Genomic DNA, 19,525 nt, shown 5'->3' on the forward strand with positions numbered 1-19,525 from the left:
TCTTATCTCCTTGCCTCCAGGCTGTCGGCGAGGATCGCCAGCACCAGTTGCTGGAAATCCAGGCCGGCCGCCCGCGCGGCCATGGGCACCAGGCTGTGGTCGGTCATGCCCGGTGCGGTGTTGACTTCGAGGAGCCAGAAACGCCCTTCGGCGTCCTGCATCACGTCCGCGCGGCCCCAGCCCTGGATGCCGAGGGCATCGCAGGCGCGTGCAGTCAGGTCGCACAGTTCCTGTTCCTTCTCCGGCGAGAGGCCACAGGGAATCTGGTACCGGGTATCGCTGGCCAGGTACTTGGCGTCGTAGTCGTAGAAGGTGTGCGGGGTGCCCAGGCGGATCGGCGGCAGCACCTCGCCGCGCAGCACCGCGACGGTGAACTCGGGACCGGTGATCCACTGCTCGACCAGCACCTGCGAGTCGTAGCGGGCGGCGTCCTGCCACGCGGCGATCAGCGCATCGACGCTTTCCACCTTGGCCATGCCGATGCTGGAGCCTTCGTGCGCCGGCTTGACGATCAGCGGGAAGCCCAGTTCCTCGGCCACCCTGCGGCAGTCTGCCTCGCTGGCGAGCACGCCGTAGTTCGGCGTCGACAGGCCGAGGCTCAGCCACACGCGCTTGGTGCGCAGCTTGTCCATGGCCAGGGCGGAGGCCAGCACGCCGCTGCCGGTGTAGGGAATCCCGGCGACTTCGAGCAGGCCCTGCATGGTGCCGTCCTCGCCGCCGCGGCCGTGGAGGATGATGAAGGCGCGGTCGATCTTCTCGCTGAGCAGGCGCTGCAGCAGGTCATCGCCGACATCGATGCCGAACGCGTCGACACCGGCCGTCTGCAGCGCCTGCAGGACCATGGCGCCGGAGTTCAGCGACACCTCGCGCTCGGCACTCTTGCCGCCATAGAGCACGGCGACGCGGCCGAAGTCGCGGGGATCGATGGTGGATTTGAGTGCATCGCTCATCAGGCTTTCCTCTCGGTGCCGCCGGCCTTGGCGGCGCCGAACATCGGGTTCTGGATCAGTTGCGGAGCGAGCCCGCCGATATCGCCGGCGCCCTGGCAGAGCAGGATGTCGCCGGGACGCAGCAGCGGCTTGAGCAGCGTGGCGAGATCGCCGTCGCGCTCCAGGTAGATCGGATCGAGCTGGCCGCGCTGGCGGATGCTGTGGCACAGCTGGCGGCTGTCGGCGCCGGGAATCGGTTCCTCGCCGGCCGGATAGACCTCCATCAGCAGCAGCACGTTGGCCTCGCCGAGCACCTGCACGAAGTCCTCGTAGAGATCACGGGTGCGGGTGAAACGGTGCGGCTGGTAGACCATCACCAGGCGCCGCTCCGGCCAGCCGCCGCGCACGGCCTTGATCACCGCCGCGACTTCGCGCGGGTGGTGGCCGTAGTCGTCGACCAGCATCACGCTGCCGCCGTCGACCTGCAGTTCGCCGTACACCTGGAAGCGCCGGCCGACGCCCTGGAAGCCGGACAGGCCCTGGACGATGGCCTCGTCGGAAATGCCCTCGTCGGTGGCGATGACGATGGTCGCCAGGGAGTTCAGCACGTTGTGCAGGCCCGGCATGTTCACCGAGACATCCAGCGGCGCGCGCTCGGGGCGCAGCACGGTGAAGAAGGTACGCATGCCTTCCTGGCGGATGTTGATCGCGCGGACGTCGGCGTCCTCGCTGAGACCGTAGGTGACCACCGGGCGCGCCACCTGCGGCAGGATCTCGCGCACCACCGGGTCGTCCACGCACATCACCGCCAGACCGTAGAACGGCAGGTTGTGCAGGAACTCGACGAAGGTCTTCTTCAGCTTGTTGAAGTCGCCGCCGTAGGTGCTCATGTGGTCGGCGTCGATGTTGGTCACCACCGACACCATCGGCTGCAGGTGCAGGAAGCTGGCGTCGCTCTCGTCGGCCTCGGCCACCAGGTAGCGGCTGGCGCCGAGCTGGGCGTTGGTGCCGGCCGCGTTCAGGCGGCCGCCGATGACGAAGGTCGGGTCGAGGCCGCCGGCGGCGAACACCGAGGCGATCAGGCTGGTGGTGGTGGTCTTGCCGTGGGTGCCGGCGACGGCGATGCCGTGGCGGTAGCGCATCAGCTCGGCGAGCATTTCCGCGCGCGGCACCACCGGCAGGCGGCGCTCGAGGGCGGCGGCGACTTCCGGGTTGGCCTTGTTCACCGCGCTGGAGACGACCAGCACGTCGGCGCCATCGGCGTTTTCCGCGCGATGGCCGATGAATATCTGCGCGCCGAACTTCTCCAGGCGCTCGGTCACCGCCGAGGCCTTGAGGTCGGAACCGGACACTTCGTAGCCGAGGTTCAGCAGCACTTCGGCGATGCCGCACATGCCGGCGCCACCGATGCCGACGAAGTGGATGCGGCGGATGCGGCGCATGGTGCGGGTGATACCGGTGGGTTCCTTAACCACGGGCCACCTCCAGGCAGGCATCGACTACCGTGCGGGTAGCCTCGGGCTTGGCCAGCGCGCGGGCGCGGGCGGCCATGCGGGTCAGGGTTTCGGGTTGCATCAGGACCTCGGACAACTGCGCAGCCAGTTCGGCGGCGCCGGTGGATTTTTGCGGCAGCAGGCGCGCGGCGCCCTCGCTTACCAGGAATTCGGCATTGCGGGTCTGGTGATCATCGATCGCGTGGGGCAGGGGCACCAGGAAGGACGGCAGGCCGGCTGCGGTCAGCTCGCTGACGGTCAGCGCGCCGGCGCGGCAGATAACCAGATCGGCCCAGGCGTAGGCCGCAGCCATGTCGCTGATGAACGGAGCGACGTCGGCTTCGACAGCGGCTTCGCGATAACGCTCCGCAGTGATTTGCGCATGCTGACGACCGGCCTGATGGCGAATCGCCGGACGCTGCTCCGCCGGCACCAGCGCCAGCGCGGCCGGCAACAGCTTGTTCAGCGGCTCGGCACCCAGGCTGCCGCCCAGCACCAGCAGGTTGACCTTGCGCCCGGCCAGCGGCGCACGCGCCTGTTCGTCGAGGAACAGCTCGCTGCGCACCGGATTGCCGGTGGTGAGGCGCTTGGCGCCGGCCGGGAAGGTATCCGGGAAGCCTTCGCAGACACGCCGGGCCATCGGCGCCAGGCTGCGGTTGGCGGTGCCGGCCACGGCGTTCTGCTCGTGGATCACCAGCGGCGCGCCGCTCAGGCGGGCCGCCAGCCCGCCGGGACCGGTGACGAAGCCGCCGAGGCCGAGCACGCACACCGGCTTCAGCCGGCGCATCACGCCAAGCGCCTGGAACAGCGACTTGCACAGGTCGAACGGCGCGCGCAGCAGCGACTTCAGCCCCTTGCCGCGCAGGCCGCTGACATTGATCAGGTGCAGCGGCAGGCCGGCCTTCGGCACCAGGTCGTTCTCGATGCCGCGCGGGGTGCCCAGCCAGTGCACGCTGTAGCCGCGCGCCTGGAATTCGCGGGCGCAGGCCAGCGCCGGGAAGACGTGCCCGCCGGTACCGCCGGCCATGATCAGGACATTACCTTTCATCGGCAAAGTCCTCCTCGCTGAATTCGTACTCTTCGCTGCCCACCGCGGTGCGCCGCTCCCATTCGATACGCAGCAGCACACCCAGGCAGACGCAGCAGATCACCAGCGAGCTGCCGCCGTAGCTGAGGAACGGCAGGGTCAGGCCCTTGGTGGGCAGCAGACCGACGTTCACCCCGACGTTGATCAGGAACTGGCCGATCCACAGGAAGGCAAGGCCGTAGGCCACGTAGGCGGAGAAATACTGCTTGGCCTGCTCGGCCCAGATGCCGATGTACAGCGCGCGCAGGCTGACGAAGACGAACAGGCCGACGGTCGCCAGGGCGCCGACTATGCCGAGTTCCTCGGCCAGCACGGCGAAGACGAAGTCGGTATGCGCTTCCGGCAGGTAGAACTGCTTCTGGATGCTGTTGCCCAGGCCCATGCCGAACCAGCCGCCGCGGCCGAAGGCGATCAGCGCCTGGCTGAGCTGGTAGCCGGCGCCGAACTGGTCGGCCCAGGGATCGGTGAAGTTGGTCAGGCGCGCCATCCGGTAGGGTTGCGCCTGGATCAGCAGGACCACCGCGCCGACCGCCAGCGCCACCATCAGGCCGAAACGGAACAGGCCGACGCCGCCGAGGAACAGCATGGCGGCGGCGGCGCCCATCATCACCACGGTGGCGCCGAAGTCCGGCTCGCGCAGCAGCAGGCCGGCCATCGGCAGCAGGACCACGAAGGGCTTGAAGAAGCCGACCCAGCTTTCCCGCACTTCCTGCTGGCGGCGCACCAGGTAGCCGGCCATGAAGATCACCACGAAGACCTTGGCGATCTCCGACGGCTGGATGTTGAACAGGCCGAAGCCGATCCAGCGCATCGAGCCGTTCACCTCGCGGCCGATCCCCGGGGTGATCACCAGCACCAGCAGCCCGAAGGCCACCAGCAGCAGCTTCCAGCCCAGGCGCTGCCAGGTTTCCATGGGGACCAGCAGGGTCATGCCGCAGCTGATGACGCCGATCGCCAGGTAGATCAGGTGGCGCACCGAGAAGTACAGCGGGTTGTCCGACTGCGCTGCCGCCACTTCGGAAGACGCCGAAGTGACCATCACCAGGCCGAGGCCGAGCAGCGCCAGGCAACCCGCCAGCAGCGGGAAGTCCAGATCGATGCCGTTGCGGCTGATCAGCGGGGACGGGTAAGGGCGCAGGAAGGAGAGCATCAGGCCAGCTCCTCCACGGCCCTGGCGAACAGGCGGCCGCGCTCTTCGAAGTTCTTGAACATGTCCAGGCTGGCGCAGGCCGGCGACAGCAATACCGCGTCGCCCGGCTCGGCCAGCTCGGCGGCGCGCTGCACCGCCTCTTCCAGGGTCTTCACCCGAACCTGCGGGAGCACATCGCCCAGCGCCGAACCGACCAGTTCGGCATCGCGGCCGAGCAGCACCACGGCGCGGCAGTACTTCGCCACGGGAGCGCGCAGGTCGCTGAAGTCGGCGCCCTTGCCGTCACCACCGGCGAGCAGCACCAGCTTGCCGTCGATATCCGCTCCCAGCCCCTCGATGGCCGCCAGCGCGGCACCGACATTGGTGGCCTTGGAGTCGTCGTAGAAATTCACGCCCTTGCGCTCGCCAACCCACTGGCAGCGGTGCGGCAGGCCGGTGAAGCCGCGCAGGGTCGCCAGCATCGAGGCGAACGGCAGGCCCACGGCATGGCCGAGCGCCAGCGCCGCCAGGGCGTTGGACTGGTTATGCGCGCCGCGGATCTTCAGCTCGCTGGCCGGCATCAGCCTGTCGAACTGGAAGGCCAGCCACTTCTCGCCGTCCTCCTCGATCAGGCCGAAGGCCTTGAAGTCGGGCTTGTTGGTGCCGAAGGTCCAGCACGGCACGTTGTCGGCGATCAGCGGACGGCTCAGCGGGTCGGCACGGTTCACCACCACCTGCTTCGCGCCGCGGAAGATGCGGTGCTTGGCCAGGTGATAGTCGGCCATGCCGGCGTAGCGATCCATGTGGTCTTCGCTGACGTTCAGGCAGGTGGCGACTTCGGCGTTCAGCCGCTCGCAGGCCTCCAGCTGGAAGCTGGACAGCTCCAGCACGTACAGCTCGACGTCGTCGGCCAGCAGGTCGAGCGCCGGGGTACCGAGGTTGCCGCCCACCGCCACGCGCATGCCGGCCGCCGCGGCCATCTCGCCGACCAGGGTGGTGACGGTGCTCTTGGCATTGGAGCCGGTGATGGCGACGATCGGCGCCTTGGCATGACGGGCGAACAGGTCGATGTCGCCGGACATCTTCACGCCCTGCGCGGCAGCGGCGGCCAGCGCCGGCGTGCGCAGGGAAAGACCGGGGCTGACGTAGAGCTCGCGGGCGCGGCAGAGGAACTCGACGTCCAGCTCGCCGCAGCGCACTTCCACCTGCGGGAACTGGGTGCGCAGGGTAGCCAGCTCTGGCGGATTCTCCCGCGTATCGGCGACGGCGAACGGCACGCCCAGGCGCGCCAGGAAGCGCACCAGCGACATGCCGCTCTTGCCGAGGCCGACAACGATGCGGAAGTGGTCAGAGGCGATCAGGCTCATCTTCTCGCTGCCCTCAACGCAGTTTCAACGTGGCCAGGCCGATCAGCACGAGAATCACCGTGATGATCCAGAAGCGCACGATCACGCGCGGCTCCGGCCAGCCCTTGAGTTCGAAGTGGTGGTGGATCGGCGCCATGCGGAACACGCGCTTGCCGGTCAGCTTGAACGAGGCGACCTGGATCACCACCGACAGGGTTTCCATGACGAACACGCCACCCATGATGAACAGCACGATCTCCTGGCGGACGATCACCGCCAAGGTGCCCAGCGCGGCGCCCAGCGCCAGTGCTCCGACGTCGCCCATGAAGACCTGCGCCGGATAGGTGTTGAACCAGAGGAAGCCGAGGCCCGCGCCGACTATCGCCGCGCAGAACACGATCAGCTCGCCCGCCCCCGGAACGTTGGGGATCAGCAGGTATTCGGCGAATTTCACGTTGCCCGACAGGTAGCAGAAGATGCCCAGGGCGCCGCCGACCATCACCGTCGGCATGATCGCCAGGCCGTCGAGGCCGTCGGTCAGGTTCACCGCGTTGCTCGAGCCGACGATGACGAAGTAGGTCAGCACGACGAAGAAGATCCCCAGGGGGATTTCCACGTTCTTCAGCAGCGGCACGATCAGGGTGGTCTCGACTGGTGTTTCGGCGGTCATATAAAGGAAGAGCGCTGCGGCGAGACCGAACACCGACTGCCAGAAATACTTCCAGCGGCTCGGCAGGCCGCGGGAGTTCTTCTCGATCACCTTGCGGTAGTCGTCGACCCAGCCGATGGCGCCGAACAGCAGGGTAACGACCAGCACCACCCACACGTAGCGGTTCGTCAGGTCGGCCCAGAGCAGGGTGCTGATGGCGATGGCGGTGAGGATCAGCGCGCCGCCCATGGTCGGCGTGCCCTTCTTCGACAGGTGCGATTGCGGCCCGTCGTTGCGCACGGCCTGGCCGATCTGGCGGATCTGCAGGGTGCGGATCATCCACGGCCCCAGCCACAGCGACAGGGCGAGCGCGGTCAGCACGCTGAAGATGCCGCGCAGGGTCAGGTACTGGAAGACGCCGAAGCCCTTGTAGAACTGTTGCAGGTACTCGGCGAGCAGCAGCAGCATTAATGAGTCTCCTCGGAGGAACCGCACAGCGCCGCGACGACCTTGTCCATCGCGGCGCTACGGGAACCCTTGATCAGAATGGTGGTTGTCGGTTGCTCGCCGGACAGCGCCTGGATCAGGCTGGCCTGGTCGGCGAAGTGCCGGCCCTGTGCCCCGAATGCCTGGACGGCGTGGGCCATCAGCGGACCGACGGCGTAGAGCGCACTGACCTTGCCCGCGGCGTAGGCGCCCACCTCGCGGTGTGCGGCCTCGGCCCAGGCACCCAGTTCGCCCATGTCTCCGAGGACCAGGACGGTCCGGCCGGAAAAGCCGGCGAGTATATCAACGGCCGCGCAGATTGACGCCGGGTTGGCGTTGTAGCTGTCGTCGATCACGCGCATGCCGTTGGCGGCCAGTTGCGCTACGGCGCGGCCCTTCACCGGCTGCAGGCTCTGCAGGCCGTCGACGATCCCGACCAGTGGCACGCCGAGGGCATGGGCGGCGGCGGCGGCGGCCAGCGCATTGCTGACGTTGTGCTCGCCCAGCAGGTTGAGCTGGATGCGCGCCTCGCCGGCCAGGCCGCGCAGGGTGAAGCCGACGCAGCCGCGCGGATCGCGGGAAACGTCGCTGGCATGGAAGTCGGCGGCGGCATCGCGCAGGCCGAAGCCCAGCACCTTGCGGCCGGCGACGCGGGCCTTCCAGACATCGAAGGCCGGATCGTCGCGATTGAGTACCGCGATGCCATCGGCATCCAGGCCTTCGAGGATTTCGCCCTTGGCCTGGACGATCTTGTCCTGTCCGCCGAACTCGCCGACATGGGCGGTTCCGGCATTGGTGATGATCGCCACCTGCGGCCGGGTCAGACCCACGGTGTAGGCGATCTCGCCGATGCGCGAGGCGCCGAGCTCGATCACCGCGCTGCGGTGATCGGCGCCGATCTGCAGCAGGGTCAGCGGCGCGCCGAGGTCGTTGTTCAGGTTGCCGCGGGTGGCCAGCACGTCGCCCTGGGTGCGCAGGATGCTGGCGAGCATTTCCTTCACCGTGGTCTTGCCGCTGGAGCCGGTGACGGCGGCCACCTTGCCGCGGAAGGCATCGCGATTCAGCGCGCCAAGCTGCCCCAGCGCCACCCGGGTATCACGCACCACCAGTTGCGGCAGCGGCGCATCTGCGACTTCCCGCTCGACCAGCGCAGCGACCGCACCGCGGGCAGCCACATCGGCCAGATAGTCGTGACCGTCGAAACGCGGCCCGGTGAGCGCGATGAACAGCTGGCCGGCGGCGATGGAGCGACTGTCGGTGCCGACCGCGTCGAAGGACAGGTCGGCTCCGACCAGGCGGCCATCGAGCGGAGCAGCGACTTCGCTGAGCAGACGCGGCTCAAGCATGCTTCACCTCCCAGGCATCCAGCGCCCTGGTGGCCTGATCCAGATCGGAGAACGGCTGGCGAACACCGTCGATCTCCTGGTAATCCTCATGCCCCTTGCCGGCAAGCAGCACAACGTCGTCGGCACCGGCAGCGGCGATCAGCCGGGCAATGGCCTCGCCGCGGGCGGAAACGAAGGTCACCGCCTCGGGATGGGCGAAGCCGGCACGGATGTCGTCGATGATCTGCGCGCTCTTCTCGGTGCGCGGATTGTCGTCGGTCACCAGCACGGCGTCGGCGTGGTGCTCGGCGACCTCGGCCATCAGCGGACGCTTGCCGCGGTCGCGGTCGCCGCCGCAGCCGAACAGGCACAGCAGCTTGCCACGCACGTGCGGGCGCAGGGCCAGCAGGACTTTTTCCAGCGCGTCCGGGGTATGCGCGTAGTCGACCACCACCAGCGGCTTGTCGCCGCCACCCAGGCGCTGCATGCGCCCCATGGGACCCTGGAGTTGCGGCAGCACGTCGAGGATCTCGCCCAGCGGATGGTCGAGGGCCAGCAGCGCGCCGACCACCGCCAGCAGGTTGCTCAGGTTGAAACGTCCCAGCAGCGGGCTGCGCAGCAGGCCTTCGCCACGCGGGGTGACCAGTTGCGCCTCGACGCCGGCCTCGCTGAAACGCGCTTCACGGCAATAGAGGAAGGCAGACGGATCGCTCAGGCTGTAGCCCATCAGGCGCGACGGTTGCTTTTCCGCCGCCAGCTGGCGGCCGAACTCGTCGTCCAGGTTGACCACCCGGCAACGCAGGCCGGGCCAGGCGAACAGCCTGGCCTTGGCGGCGGCGTAGGCATCCATGGAACCGTGATAGTCGAGGTGGTCGCGGGACAGGTTGGTGAATACCGCGACGTCGAAGGACAGGGCGGCCACCCGGCCCTGTTCGAGGCCGTGGGAGGAAACTTCCATCGCCACCGCCCGCGCGCCGTCCTGCTTGAGCCGCGCCAGGGTGGCCTGCAGCGCCAGCGGATCGGGTGTGGTGTGGCGGCCGCTTTCCAGCGCGCCGTGGAAACCGGTGCCCAGGGTGCCGACGATGCCGCAACGCTCGCCGAGCCGGTCGAGCGCCTGGGCCAGCAGCTGGCTGACGCTGGTCTTGCCGTTGGTGCCGGTCACGCCGACCAGGTCCAGGCCACGGCTGGGCTCGCCATAGAAGCGCCCGGCAATCGCCGACAGCTGCATGGCCAGCCCCTTGATGGCGATCAGCGGCACGTCGCTGGCCGGCAGATCTCCAGCGCCTTCGGCTTCATAGGCAATGGCCGAGGCGCCACGGGCGATGGCGTCGGCGATGTGCGCACGGCCATCCTGGCGCCCGCCGGGAATGGCCAGGAACAGGTCGCCCGGCTTGACCGCGCGGCTGTCCAGGGTGAGTTCGCGAATCAGCAGGCTGCTTTCCGCCTGCGGCAGCAGTTGGTTCAGGCTCATCGGCATCAGCCACGCCCTCCTTTACCGGGCGCAGCATCGGCTTGCTGCTGCGGTGTTGCCGGGAGATTGTCCGGCGGAATGTTCATCAGTCGAAGCGTGCCGGACATCACCTTGCTGAATACCGGAGCGGAAACCAGGCCGCCGAAGTAACCGGCCTTGCTCGGCTCGTCGATCACCACGACGATGGCGAAACGCGGGTTGCTCATCGGCCCGAAACCGGCGAACAACGAGCGGTAGGAGTTTTCCTTGTAGCCCTTGGAGCCGACCTGGACCTTACGCGCCGTACCACTCTTGCCGGCGACATGGTATCCGGGTACCTGGGCGCGGAACACGCCGTTCGGCGCCTCGACGACCTGTTGCAGCATGCCCTGGACGGTCTTGGCCACATCCTCGGAAATCACCTGGCTGGCCGCCGCCGGACGGTCGGCGCGAACCATGGTCAGCGGCACGCTGCGGCCGTTGTTGGCCAGCACCGAATAGGCGTGCACCAGCTGCACGGCGGTCACCGATACGCCGTAGCCATAGGACAGCGTCGCCGTTTCGGCCTTGCGCCACTCGCGATAGTTGGGCAGGTTGCCGACGCGCTCGCCGGGGAAGCCGAGGCCGGTGTCCTGCCCCAGGCCGACCTGCTGCATCACGTTGTAGATGGCCTCGCCGCCGATATCGAAGGCGATCTTGCTCATGCCGACGTTACTGGAACGGATCAGGATGCCGGTCAGGTCGAGCACCGGCCCTTCGCTCCTGGAGACGTCGCGAATGGTGTAGCGGCCGATCTGCAGGCTGCCGGGATAGACCTCGACCTTGTCGCTGGGCTTCCAGCGTCCGCTCGCCAGCGCCGCGCTCATGGAGATCGGCTTCACCGTGGAACCGGGCTCGAACACGTCGATCAGCGCGCGGTTGCGCATCATCGCCGGCTGCAGGTTGCGGCGGTTGTTCGGGTTGTAGGTCGGCTGGTTGGCCATCGCCAGGATTTCGCCGCTCTTCACGTCCATGATGACCAGGCTGCCGGCCTTGGCGCCGTTCTCCACCAGGGCGTTGCGCAGCTCTCGGTTGGCCAGGTACTGCAGGCGCAGGTCGATGGACAGCGCCAGGGTCTTGCCGGCCTTGGCGTTGCGGGTCACCTGCACGTCACGGATCAGATGGCCGCGACGGTCCTTGAGCACCTGGCGCTTGCCCGGGACGCCGGCCAGCCAGCTGTCGAAGGCCAGTTCGACGCCTTCGCGGCCGCGGTCGTCCACGTCGGTGAAGCCGACGATCTGGGCGGCCACCTCGCCCGCCGGATAGAAGCGGCGGAACTCTTCCATGGAATAGACGCCCGGGATGCGGTGCGCCTTGACCTGGGCCATCACCGCTTCGCCCTGCTCCGGGGTCATGCCGCGTTCCAGGTAGATGAATTCCTTCTCGGCATTCTGTTCCAGCCGCTCGCTCAGCGCGGCCCGGGATTGCCCGAGCGCCTGGGCCAGCACCGGCCACTTGTCCTTTTCCGGCTGCAGTTCCTTCGGGTTCGCCCAGAGGGTCGCGACCGGAGTACTGACGGCGAGGGGCTCGCCGTTGCGGTCGGTGATCAGGCCACGGTGAGCCGGAATCGAGATGTGCCGTACGCTGCGCGCGTCACCCTGGCCCTTGAGGAAGTCATGATCGATCACATGGAGGTCGACGATGCGCCAGACGATGGCCGCCACCATCGCCAGCAGCAGGCCGACGACGACGCGAAAACGCCAGGGATAGAGGGCACCGTCGAGATTCTTCATGGCGCCACCATCATGATCTCGACCGGATCCGGAACGCGCATCTTCAACTGCTCGGTCGCCAGCGCCTCGATCCGGCTATGGGCGGTCCAGGTGCTTTGCTCGAGGATCAGCCGGCCGTATTCGGCCTGGGCCTTGTCGCGCACGCTCAGCTCGGCATACAGCGAGTTGAGCAGCTGGCGATTCCAGTAGGCGCTGTAGGCCACGGAAATCGCCGACAGCAGGACCGCGACGAACAGCACCAGCATGAAGAAGCTGCCGGTCGGCAACGGCTTGGCGAACAGGCGGCTCATTTCAGCTTCTCCGCCACGCGCATGACCGCGCTGCGCGAACGCGGGTTCGCCTTGAGCTCGGCGTCCGAAGCGTACTGCGGCTTGCCCAGCAGGCGCAGGCGCGGCTCGAAGGCCTTGGCGCGGATCGGCAGGTCGCGCGGCAGATTGTCGGCCTCGCCCTTGGCGTGCTTGCGCATGAACTGCTTGACGATGCGGTCTTCCAGCGAATGGAAGCTGATCACCACCAGGCGGCCGCCCACGGCCAGGCCTTCGAGGGCCGCTTCGAGGCCCTTCTCGAGATCGCCCAGCTCGTTGTTGATATGGATGCGCAGCCCCTGGAAAGCGCGGGTGGCGGGATTCTTGCCCTTTTCCCAGGCCGGATTGGCGGCGGTGATCACCGCAGCGAGGTCCGCGGTACGCTCGAAGGGCTTTTCGGCACGGCGCTGCACGATGGCGCGCGCCATCCGCTTGGCGAAGCGTTCCTCGCCGTACTCCTTGAAGACCCGGGCGATCTCGTCCTCGCCGGCGGTGGCGATCCATTCCGCCGCGCTCACGCCACGGGACGGGTCCATGCGCATGTCGAGGGGGCCGTCGTTGAGGAAACTGAAGCCGCGATCGGGATCGTCCAGTTGCGGCGACGACACGCCCAGATCGAGCAGAACGCCATCGACCCTGCCCTGCAAACCGCGCGCAGCGAGCTCTTCGCTCATCTCCGCGAACGAACGCTGCACAATGACGAAGCGGCCGTCTTCGGCCGCCAGCGCTTGCCCCGTCGCTATCGCTTGGGGGTCCTTGTCGAACCCGAGCAGCCTGCCGCCCGGGTCGAGCCTGTCAAGCAAGGCCCTGCTGTGCCCTCCCCTGCCGAAGGTGCCATCCACATAGCAGCCACCGGCCCTGGGGACCAGAGCATCGACGGCCTCCTCGAGCAATACGGTGATGTGTTGGTAAGTGGCGTTCACAGGCAGGCTCACAAAATCAGGTCGCGTAATTCATCCGGCAGGCCGCCGGGTTGTTTGATGGCTGCCAGGTCGGCCTCGGCAACCGCATTCCACTTGTCTTCGTCCCACAACTGGAACTTGTTCAGCTGGCCGACCAGCATCGCCTTCCTGTCCAGGCCGGCGTAGTCGCGCAGACGCGGCGGAACGAGGAAACGTCCGCTGCCATCCAGTTCCAGATCTACTGCATTGCCGATCAACAGACGCTGCAGACGGCGGGTTTCCTCGCGCAGGGAGGGCAGCTCGCGCAGCTTGGCTTCGATGATTTCCCATTCAGGGAGGGGGTAGACGGTCAGGCAGGTATCCACGGCATCGATGGTCACGATGAGCTGGCCGCCACAACGCGACATGAGCTCGTCACGATACCGGCTGGGCATCGCGAGTCGTCCCTTGGCGTCGAGACTGATGGCGTTGGCTCCGCGAAACACGTCAGCGTTTCCCCTGTGGTTGGCTTTCCCTGCCTGTTGATCCCACTTTTACCCACTTCCTACCACTCCCGCACACTATAGAAATGCGCGGTCCCCACCGTCAAGGCGAGCCCAATCGGAAAAATCCTTATGTGGCCGAGATTTAGCGTGCTTTTTCAACGCGCGGAAATGCCTTTGCAGGCATTAGAAATGACAAAAGCCCAGTGTTTTCAAAACACTGGGCTTTTTACTTAAAGCAATTTATTAAGTTTCTTCGCTTTCCCAACGAGCGACAAATGGTCGTGGTGGAGCGAAGTGGGAGAAATCGGGGAGAGTCGATCTATAAGCCGGGTTCTGTCGAGGACAGCCATTCCTCTGGGACGTACATCACTGCACGCCTCAAGCGACCTACCCGAATCCAGCGCGGGCCGCGCCAATGGATTCCTATTTGGTCTTGCTCCGAGTGGGGTTTACCTAGCCACGAACTGTTGCCAGCCGTGCGGTGCGCTCTTACCGCACCTTTTCACCCTTACCGGCGCTGTTGCGCTTAGGCGGTTATTTTCTGTGGCACTTTCCGTAGGCTCGCGCCTCCCAGGCGTTACCTGGCACTCTGCCCTGTGGAGCCCGGACTTTCCTCCATCCCATGACGGAACGTCATGAAACAGCGACTGTCCAATCGACTCTCCGGCGCAAAGGTTAGCGACTGATGGCCCGAAGGACAAGGTCAGGACTTATCCTGGCGCTCAAGTGCGACCTGGTAGAGCAGGTTCTTGCGCACTCCCGTGATCTCGGCGGCCAGCGCCGCGGCACGCTTCAAAGGCAGTTCGGCGAGAAGAAGATCGAGCACGCGCAGGGCCTCGGCATTCACCGCAGCGTCGCCCGTGGGGGCCTGCCAGCCACCCACCAGGATCACGCACTCGCCGCGCTGCTGGTTGCTGTCCGCCGCGACCCAGTCACGCAATTCGCCGACCGGCAGCCCTTTCAGCGTCTCGAAGGTCTTGGTCAGTTCCCGCGCGAGCAGGGCCGGACGTTCGCCGCCGAAGGCCGCGACCATGTCGTCCAGGCATTCCAGCAGCCGATGCGGCGCCTCGTAGAAGATCATGGTCCGCGGCTCATCCCGCAAGGCTTCCAGCCGTGCCCGCCGCCCCACCGTCTTCGCCGGCAGAAAGCCCTCGAAGATGAAGCGATCGGACGGCAGCCCCGCCGCCGACAGCGCCGCGATCAGGGCGCAGGCACCGGGCACCGGAACCACCGCGACGCCGGCCGCGCGCGCCTGGCGCACCAGGTGATAGCCCGGATCGGAAATCAGCGGCGTGCCGGCATCGGAAATCAGCGCGACATCCTCGCCCGCCAGCAGCCGGGCGAGGAAGCGCCCGCCCTGCTCCCGTTCGTTGTGTTCGTGACAGGGCTCCAGCGGCGTTCCTATCCCGAAATGTTGCAGCAGCCTGATGGAGTGCCGCGTGTCCTCGGCCGCGATGAGCGCCACTTCGCGCAGCACCTTGAGCGCCCTCGCACTGATGTCATCCAGATTGCCGATAGGTGTGGCGACCACGAAAAGAGTGCCGAACGACACGCTGCAACCTCGCAAGACTTTGAATCGATCGCGCATTGTAGCCGGTTTCGCAGCCTCACCATCGCCGCACGGAGATTGCTTGGATACAATTGCCGACTCTTTGAATGCGCCACGAGATGCCCGACATGATCGCTCGCCTGCGTCCGCTTCCCGCTCTTTTCCTGGCCGGCCTGCTTGCCGCCTGCGCCAGTTCGCCCTCGTCCAATCTCGGCGACCTGCCGCGCACGCCGGACGCCAGCATCGAACAGCTTCTCCAGCAGGCTTCCACCGCCAAGCCGGAAGAAGCCGTGCTGCTCCGCCTTTCTGCGGCGGACCTGGCCTATCAGCAGAAGGATTTCGCCCGTTCGGCGCAGATTCTCGAACAGGTCCCGCTGGATAGCCTGAAACCCGCCCAGCAGATCTTCTCCAGCACCCTGCAGGCGCAACTGGCCCTGGCCCGCAACAAGCCGAAGGCTGCGTTGCAGGCCCTGCAGCACCCCAGCTTCGAACGGCTCGGCGAGCTTCCCGTCGAACAGCAGGCACGCAGCGGCCTGATCAAGTCCCAGGCGCTGGCCGCCGACGGACAAATCCTGGCAGCCGCCCGCGAGCGCGTATTCGTCGACCCGCTGCTGAATGCCGAAGCAACCGCAAAGAACCACGAGGAAATCTGGACGCTGGTCTCCCGCCTGCCCGTCGAACAGCTACAAGGCAGCGGCAGCGAGGGCGACCTGGATGGCTGGCTGGAACTGGCCCGCATCACCAAGACGTCCTCGACCCTGGCCGAACAGCAGGCGAACATCGAAACCTGGCGCAGCCAGCATCCTGACCATCCGGCGGCCAAGCGGCTTCCGGAACCGCTGGAAAAACTCAAATCCCTGGCCAGCCAGCCGCTGAACAGGATCGCCCTGCTGCTGCCCCAGCAGGGCCAGCTCGCCAATGTCGCACGCGCCCTGCAGGACGGCTTCCTCGCCGCCCACTATCAGGCGCAGCGCAGCGGTCAGCCGCAGCCGTCCATCAGGATCTACGACAGCACCCAGGTGCGCTCGATGGACGACTTCTACCGCCAGGCGCAGACCGACGGCGCGCAACTGGTGGTCGGCCCGCTGGAGAAGCCGCTGGTCAAGCAGCTCAGCACCCGCCAGCAGTTGCCGATCACCACGCTGGCCCTGAACTACGCCGACAGCGGCCAGGAATCCCCCGCCCAACTGTTCCAGTTCGGCCTTTCCGCCGAGGACGAAGCTCGCGAGGTTGCCAACCGCGCCTGGAAAGACGGCATGCGCCGCGCCGTCGCACTGGTGCCGCGCGGCGAGTGGGGTGACCGCGTGCTGGCATCCTTCAGCCGCAGTTGGCAGGCCAATGGCGGCACCCTGATCGCCGCCGAGCACGTCGACCAGCCGGTCCAACTGGCCCAGCAGATCGCCGACCTGCTCCAGCTGCGCCAGAGCGAAACCCGCGCCAAGCGCCTCGAAGGCGTGCTCGGCAGCAGCGTGGACACCCAGCCGTCGCGCCGCCAGGACATCGACTTCATCTTCCTCGCCGCGACGCCCCAGCAGGCCCGCCAGATCAAGCCCACCCTGGCTTTCCAGTACGCGGGCGACCTGCCGGTGTACGCCACCTCGAACCTGTATACCGGGGTCAGCAATCCCGCGCAGGACCAGGACCTGAACGGCATCCGCTTCTGCGAAACCCCATGGCTGCTGCAGCCGAACAACTCGCTGCGCCAGCAGGTCACCGCGCAATGGCCACAGGCCGCAGGCAGCCTGGGCCGCCTGTACGCCATGGGCGCCGATGCCTATCGCCTCGCACCGCGACTGCCCGAGCTGAAGGCCGTGCCGACCATGCAGCTCGACGGCCTGAGCGGAACGCTGAGCCTCAACCCGAGCCAACGCATCGAGCGCCGGCTGCCGTGGGCGGAGTTCCGCAACGGCGAGGCCTATCCGCTGGAGAACAGTGGCATTTGAGCGACCGCCAGCCCAGCACCCGGAGCAAGGGGCACGCCGCCGAAGCCCAGGCGCGTGCCCATCTGGAAAAGCACGGATTGCGCCTGCTCGCGCAGAACTGGCTGTGCCGGCGCGGCGAGCTTGATCTGGTCATGCTGGACGGCGATACAGTAGTATTCGTCGAAGTTCGCTCCCGCCGGCACCTGGCCTGGGGCGGCGCACTGGAAAGCGTGGATGCGCGCAAACGCCAGCGCCTCATCGCTTCCGCCGAACACTTTCTGCAACAGGAACCCCGCTGGGCCCGGCATCCGTGCCGCTTCGACGTCGTAGCCATGACCGATGGCGGCAATTCACCAGCGCAACTGAACTGGATCCCCAACGCCTTTGACACCTGATCAGACGCCCGACGAAAGGTCACACCTGATGGACATGCAATCCCGTATCCGCCAGCTCTTCCATGCCAGCATCGAGACCAAGCAGCAGGCAACCGAGGTGCTGATTCCGCATATCGAGCAAGCCAGCATGGTGATGGTCAACGCCCTGCTCAACGAAGGCAAGATTCTGTCCTGCGGCAACGGCGGCTCCGCCGGCGACGCCCAGCACTTCTCCTCCGAGCTGCTGAACCGCTTCGAACGCGAGCGCCCGAGCCTGCCGGCCGTCGCACTGACCACCGACAGCTCGACCATCACCTCGATCGCCAACGACTACAGCTACAACGAAGTCTTCTCCAAGCAGATCCGCGCCCTCGGCCAGCCCGGCGACGTACTGCTGGCCATCTCCACCAGCGGCAACTCGGCCAACGTCATCCAGGCCATCCAGGCCGCCCATGACCGCGAGATGCAGGTGGTCGCCCTGACCGGCCGCGACGGCGGCGGCATGGCCTCGCTGCTGCTGCCGGAAGACGTCGAGATCCGCGTGCCGGCCAAGATCACCGCGCGCATCCAGGAAGTGCACCTGCTGGTGATCCACTGCCTGTGCGACCTCATCGACCGTCAACTGTTCGGGAGTGAAGAATGACCCGTACTCCGCTGCTCGCTGTCACGATCGCCCTGAGTCTTGCCCTGGGCGGTTGCAGCAGCTTCCTCAGCGCAACTCGCGACAAACCCATCAGCGATGATCGCGGCACCCGCACCATCGGCAGCAAGATCGACGACTCGCTGATCGAAACCAAGGTCGGCGTGAATGTCGCCAAGGCCGACGCCGACCTGGACCGCAACTCCCACGTCGTAGTGGTCAGCTACAACGGCGTGGTCCTGCTGGCCGGCCAGACCCCGCGGGCGGACCTGAAGAGCAAGGCGGAACAGGCCGCCCGCTCGGTGCAGAAGGTCAAGACCGTGCACAACGAGCTGCAGATCCTGCCGCCCTCGTCCCTGCTGGCGCGCAATCACGACACCTGGCTGACCACCAAGATCAAGACGCAGATGCTGGGCGACGCGAATGTCCCCTCGTCGCGCATCAAGGTCGTCACCGAGAACGGCATCGTCTACATGCTCGGCCTGGTGACCCGCAAGGAAGGCGACCTGGCTACCCAGGTAGTGCAGGGAGTCGACGGCGTACAGAAGATCGTCAGGCTGTTCGAATACATCGACTGACGAGTACTGCGGCGGACATGAAAAAGGCGATCCATGGATCGCCTTTTTTCATTACTTGACCACCTTCAGGCTTGGCCGGCCACTCGGGCGCGGCGGCTCGTCGGACGGCCCATCATCCAGCATCTCCTCGTCATCGCTCGGAACCGGCGGCTCCAGATCGAAGACCATGCCCTGGCCGTTCTCCCGCGCGTACACCGCCATGACCGCCGGCGATGGAATGTACAGGCGCTGCGCCACGCCACCGAAACGCCCTTCGAAGCTGACGGCCTCGTTATCCATCTGCAGATGACGGACCGCGGTCGGCGACACGTTCAGCACGATCTGGCCGTCGCTGGCGTACCCTGGCGGAACCTTGACCCCCGGATAATCGGCATTGACCAGGATATGCGGAGTGCAGCCGTTGTCCACGATCCACTCATAGAGGGCCCGGACGAGATAGGGACGACTGGAGTTCATCATCAGGCTCCTTAGCGCATATCACGTTCAATGGAGGACAGGCTTGCCCGGAAAGTTTCACGGGCGAACTGCTTCTCCATGTAATCGAGCAAGGGTTTCGCCTGCCGCGGCAATTCGATACCCAGAACCGGCAGACGCCAGAGGATCGGCAACAGGCAGCAATCCACCAGGCTCATCTCCTCGCTGAGGAAATAGGGCTTCTCCGCAAAGAGCGGCGACACCCCTGTCAGACTCTCACGCAGCTCCTTCCGCGCCAAGGCTCGCTCCGCATCCTTCTGACGAGCGTCGAGGATACGGTCGACCAGCATGCACCAGTCGCGCTGAATGCGATGTATCAGCAGGCGGCTGTTCGCTCGCGCCACCGGGTAGACCGGCAGCAGGGGCGGATGCGGATAGCGTTCCTCCAGGTACTCCATCACCACGGTGGACTCGTAGAGAGCCAGATCACGATCGACCAGGGTAGGAACACTGCCGTAGGGATTGACCTCAGCCAGCCTGGGTGGGCAATGACCAGCCTCGACGTCGATGATTTCGGCGCTGACGCTCTTTTCTGCCAGGACCAGACGAACGCGGTGGCTATAGTGGTCGGCGGGGTCGGAATAACAGGTTAGCTTGTTGACTACGGCCATGCCGCGCCTCCTCGCAAAT

General features: G+C 66.5%; 19 protein-coding genes and 1 other RNA gene. 4 read left to right on the plus strand and 16 right to left on the minus strand.

Translation table 11 applies throughout. The annotated features are described in order from the left end of the window. Positions 1 to 2: 2 nt before the first annotated feature. The 14 genes from BLR75_RS22825 to rsmI form a co-directional block, all read right to left on the minus strand. Entirely contained in the window at positions 3 to 950 is a 948-nt protein-coding gene (locus BLR75_RS22825; RefSeq protein ID WP_084309438.1) for a D-alanine--D-alanine ligase, read from the minus strand. Then, complete coding sequence (gene murC, locus BLR75_RS22830) at positions 950 to 2,404, minus strand: UDP-N-acetylmuramate--L-alanine ligase (RefSeq protein ID WP_090416147.1); 1,455 nt, start codon at positions 2,402 to 2,404, stop codon at positions 950 to 952. Before murC ends, BLR75_RS22825 begins: the two co-directional genes overlap by 1 nt. Beyond that, positions 2,397 to 3,470 carry an undecaprenyldiphospho-muramoylpentapeptide beta-N-acetylglucosaminyltransferase gene (murG, locus tag BLR75_RS22835; protein ID WP_084309436.1) on the minus strand — a complete coding sequence of 358 codons (1,074 nt, stop codon included), beginning with the start codon at positions 3,468 to 3,470 and terminating at the stop codon, positions 2,397 to 2,399. The genes murC and murG overlap by 8 nt, the downstream gene beginning before the upstream one ends. Beyond that, a complete protein-coding gene (ftsW, locus tag BLR75_RS22840; RefSeq protein ID WP_084309435.1) occupies positions 3,460 to 4,659 on the minus strand; it encodes a putative lipid II flippase FtsW in 1,200 nt (399 codons plus the stop codon). The genes murG and ftsW overlap by 11 nt, the downstream gene beginning before the upstream one ends. Further along, positions 4,659 to 6,005, minus strand: a complete 1,347-nt coding sequence (gene murD / locus BLR75_RS22845) for a UDP-N-acetylmuramoyl-L-alanine--D-glutamate ligase (protein WP_084309434.1) — start codon at positions 6,003 to 6,005, stop codon at positions 4,659 to 4,661. The genes ftsW and murD overlap by 1 nt, the downstream gene beginning before the upstream one ends. A 13-nt stretch (positions 6,006 to 6,018) precedes the next feature. Beyond that, complete coding sequence (gene mraY / locus BLR75_RS22850; protein ID WP_084309433.1) at positions 6,019 to 7,101, minus strand: phospho-N-acetylmuramoyl-pentapeptide-transferase; 1,083 nt, start codon at positions 7,099 to 7,101, stop codon at positions 6,019 to 6,021. Beyond that, on the minus strand, positions 7,101 to 8,465 hold the full coding sequence (locus BLR75_RS22855; RefSeq protein WP_084309432.1) for a UDP-N-acetylmuramoyl-tripeptide--D-alanyl-D-alanine ligase: 1,365 nt from the start codon (positions 8,463 to 8,465) through the stop codon (positions 7,101 to 7,103). The genes mraY and BLR75_RS22855 overlap by 1 nt, the downstream gene beginning before the upstream one ends. Continuing rightward, entirely contained in the window at positions 8,458 to 9,921 is a 1,464-nt protein-coding gene (locus BLR75_RS22860) for a UDP-N-acetylmuramoyl-L-alanyl-D-glutamate--2,6-diaminopimelate ligase (RefSeq protein WP_084309431.1), read from the minus strand. Before BLR75_RS22860 ends, BLR75_RS22855 begins: the two co-directional genes overlap by 8 nt. Next, positions 9,921 to 11,666 carry a peptidoglycan D,D-transpeptidase FtsI family protein gene (locus tag BLR75_RS22865; RefSeq protein ID WP_084309430.1) on the minus strand — a complete coding sequence of 582 codons (1,746 nt, stop codon included), beginning with the start codon at positions 11,664 to 11,666 and terminating at the stop codon, positions 9,921 to 9,923. Before BLR75_RS22865 ends, BLR75_RS22860 begins: the two co-directional genes overlap by 1 nt. After that, on the minus strand, positions 11,663 to 11,956 hold the full coding sequence (gene ftsL, locus BLR75_RS22870) for a cell division protein FtsL (RefSeq protein ID WP_084309429.1): 294 nt from the start codon (positions 11,954 to 11,956) through the stop codon (positions 11,663 to 11,665). The genes BLR75_RS22865 and ftsL overlap by 4 nt, the downstream gene beginning before the upstream one ends. Continuing rightward, positions 11,953 to 12,894 (minus strand): 16S rRNA (cytosine(1402)-N(4))-methyltransferase RsmH, encoded by a 942-nt coding sequence (gene rsmH, locus BLR75_RS22875; RefSeq protein WP_084309769.1) that lies wholly within the window; start codon positions 12,892 to 12,894, stop codon positions 11,953 to 11,955. The genes ftsL and rsmH overlap by 4 nt, the downstream gene beginning before the upstream one ends. Before the next feature lie 8 nt (positions 12,895 to 12,902). Next, entirely contained in the window at positions 12,903 to 13,358 is a 456-nt protein-coding gene (mraZ, locus tag BLR75_RS22880; protein WP_084309428.1) for a division/cell wall cluster transcriptional repressor MraZ, read from the minus strand. A gap of 306 nt (positions 13,359 to 13,664) precedes the next feature. Then, positions 13,665 to 14,021: RNase P RNA component class A (gene rnpB, locus BLR75_RS22885), an RNA gene on the minus strand. 40 nt (positions 14,022 to 14,061) lie between these two features. Beyond that, positions 14,062 to 14,910 carry a 16S rRNA (cytidine(1402)-2'-O)-methyltransferase gene (gene rsmI, locus BLR75_RS22890; RefSeq protein WP_169720206.1) on the minus strand — a complete coding sequence of 283 codons (849 nt, stop codon included), beginning with the start codon at positions 14,908 to 14,910 and terminating at the stop codon, positions 14,062 to 14,064. Between the two features lie 125 nt (positions 14,911 to 15,035). On the opposite strand from rsmI, the gene BLR75_RS22895 reads away from it, so the two are divergent. The 4 genes from BLR75_RS22895 to BLR75_RS22910 are packed head-to-tail and all read left to right on the plus strand — an operon-like array spanning position 15,036 to position 18,421. After that, positions 15,036 to 16,850 (plus strand): penicillin-binding protein activator, encoded by a 1,815-nt coding sequence (locus tag BLR75_RS22895; RefSeq protein ID WP_084309768.1) that lies wholly within the window; start codon positions 15,036 to 15,038, stop codon positions 16,848 to 16,850. Continuing rightward, positions 16,847 to 17,224, plus strand: coding sequence for a YraN family protein (locus BLR75_RS22900; RefSeq protein ID WP_084309426.1), 378 nt, complete (start codon positions 16,847 to 16,849; stop codon positions 17,222 to 17,224). Before BLR75_RS22895 ends, BLR75_RS22900 begins: the two co-directional genes overlap by 4 nt. A 28-nt stretch (positions 17,225 to 17,252) precedes the next feature. After that, positions 17,253 to 17,846, plus strand: a complete 594-nt coding sequence (locus tag BLR75_RS22905) for a phosphoheptose isomerase (protein WP_084309425.1) — start codon at positions 17,253 to 17,255, stop codon at positions 17,844 to 17,846. After that, complete coding sequence (locus tag BLR75_RS22910; RefSeq protein WP_084309424.1) at positions 17,843 to 18,421, plus strand: BON domain-containing protein; 579 nt, start codon at positions 17,843 to 17,845, stop codon at positions 18,419 to 18,421. The genes BLR75_RS22905 and BLR75_RS22910 overlap by 4 nt, the downstream gene beginning before the upstream one ends. A 51-nt stretch (positions 18,422 to 18,472) precedes the next feature. Here BLR75_RS22910 and BLR75_RS22915 read toward each other — a convergent pair whose 3' ends face one another. Both BLR75_RS22915 and BLR75_RS22920 read right to left on the minus strand, forming a co-directional pair. Beyond that, a complete protein-coding gene (locus BLR75_RS22915; protein ID WP_084309423.1) occupies positions 18,473 to 18,877 on the minus strand; it encodes a ClpXP protease specificity-enhancing factor in 405 nt (134 codons plus the stop codon). Between the two features lie 11 nt (positions 18,878 to 18,888). Further along, positions 18,889 to 19,506 carry a glutathione S-transferase N-terminal domain-containing protein gene (locus BLR75_RS22920; RefSeq protein WP_084309422.1) on the minus strand — a complete coding sequence of 206 codons (618 nt, stop codon included), beginning with the start codon at positions 19,504 to 19,506 and terminating at the stop codon, positions 18,889 to 18,891. Positions 19,507 to 19,525 lie beyond the last annotated feature (19 nt).

The organism is Pseudomonas jinjuensis (genome assembly GCF_900103845.1).
Lineage (GTDB): Bacteria > Pseudomonadota > Gammaproteobacteria > Pseudomonadales > Pseudomonadaceae > Pseudomonas > Pseudomonas jinjuensis.

Excerpts from the sequence above, each read along its gene's own strand:
- BLR75_RS22825 (WP_084309438.1), bottom strand. The coding sequence starts at position 950 with ATGAGCGATGCACTCAAATCCACCATCGATCCCCGCGACTTCGGCCGC.
- murG (WP_084309436.1), bottom strand. The coding sequence starts at position 3,470 with ATGAAAGGTAATGTCCTGATCATGGCCGGCGGTACCGGCGGGCACGTC.
- ftsW (WP_084309435.1), bottom strand. The coding sequence starts at position 4,659 with ATGCTCTCCTTCCTGCGCCCTTACCCGTCCCCGCTGATCAGCCGCAAC.
- murD (WP_084309434.1), bottom strand. The coding sequence starts at position 6,005 with ATGAGCCTGATCGCCTCTGACCACTTCCGCATCGTTGTCGGCCTCGGC.
- mraY (WP_084309433.1), bottom strand. The coding sequence starts at position 7,101 with ATGCTGCTGCTGCTCGCCGAGTACCTGCAACAGTTCTACAAGGGCTTC.
- BLR75_RS22855 (WP_084309432.1), bottom strand. The coding sequence starts at position 8,465 with ATGCTTGAGCCGCGTCTGCTCAGCGAAGTCGCTGCTCCGCTCGATGGC.
- BLR75_RS22860 (WP_084309431.1), bottom strand. The coding sequence starts at position 9,921 with ATGCCGATGAGCCTGAACCAACTGCTGCCGCAGGCGGAAAGCAGCCTG.
- BLR75_RS22865 (WP_084309430.1), bottom strand. The coding sequence starts at position 11,666 with ATGAAGAATCTCGACGGTGCCCTCTATCCCTGGCGTTTTCGCGTCGTC.
- ftsL (WP_084309429.1), bottom strand. The coding sequence starts at position 11,956 with ATGAGCCGCCTGTTCGCCAAGCCGTTGCCGACCGGCAGCTTCTTCATG.
- BLR75_RS22895 (WP_084309768.1), top strand. The coding sequence starts at position 15,036 with ATGATCGCTCGCCTGCGTCCGCTTCCCGCTCTTTTCCTGGCCGGCCTG.
- BLR75_RS22905 (WP_084309425.1), top strand. The coding sequence starts at position 17,253 with ATGGACATGCAATCCCGTATCCGCCAGCTCTTCCATGCCAGCATCGAG.
- BLR75_RS22910 (WP_084309424.1), top strand. The coding sequence starts at position 17,843 with ATGACCCGTACTCCGCTGCTCGCTGTCACGATCGCCCTGAGTCTTGCC.
- BLR75_RS22915 (WP_084309423.1), bottom strand. The coding sequence starts at position 18,877 with ATGAACTCCAGTCGTCCCTATCTCGTCCGGGCCCTCTATGAGTGGATC.
- BLR75_RS22920 (WP_084309422.1), bottom strand. The coding sequence starts at position 19,506 with ATGGCCGTAGTCAACAAGCTAACCTGTTATTCCGACCCCGCCGACCAC.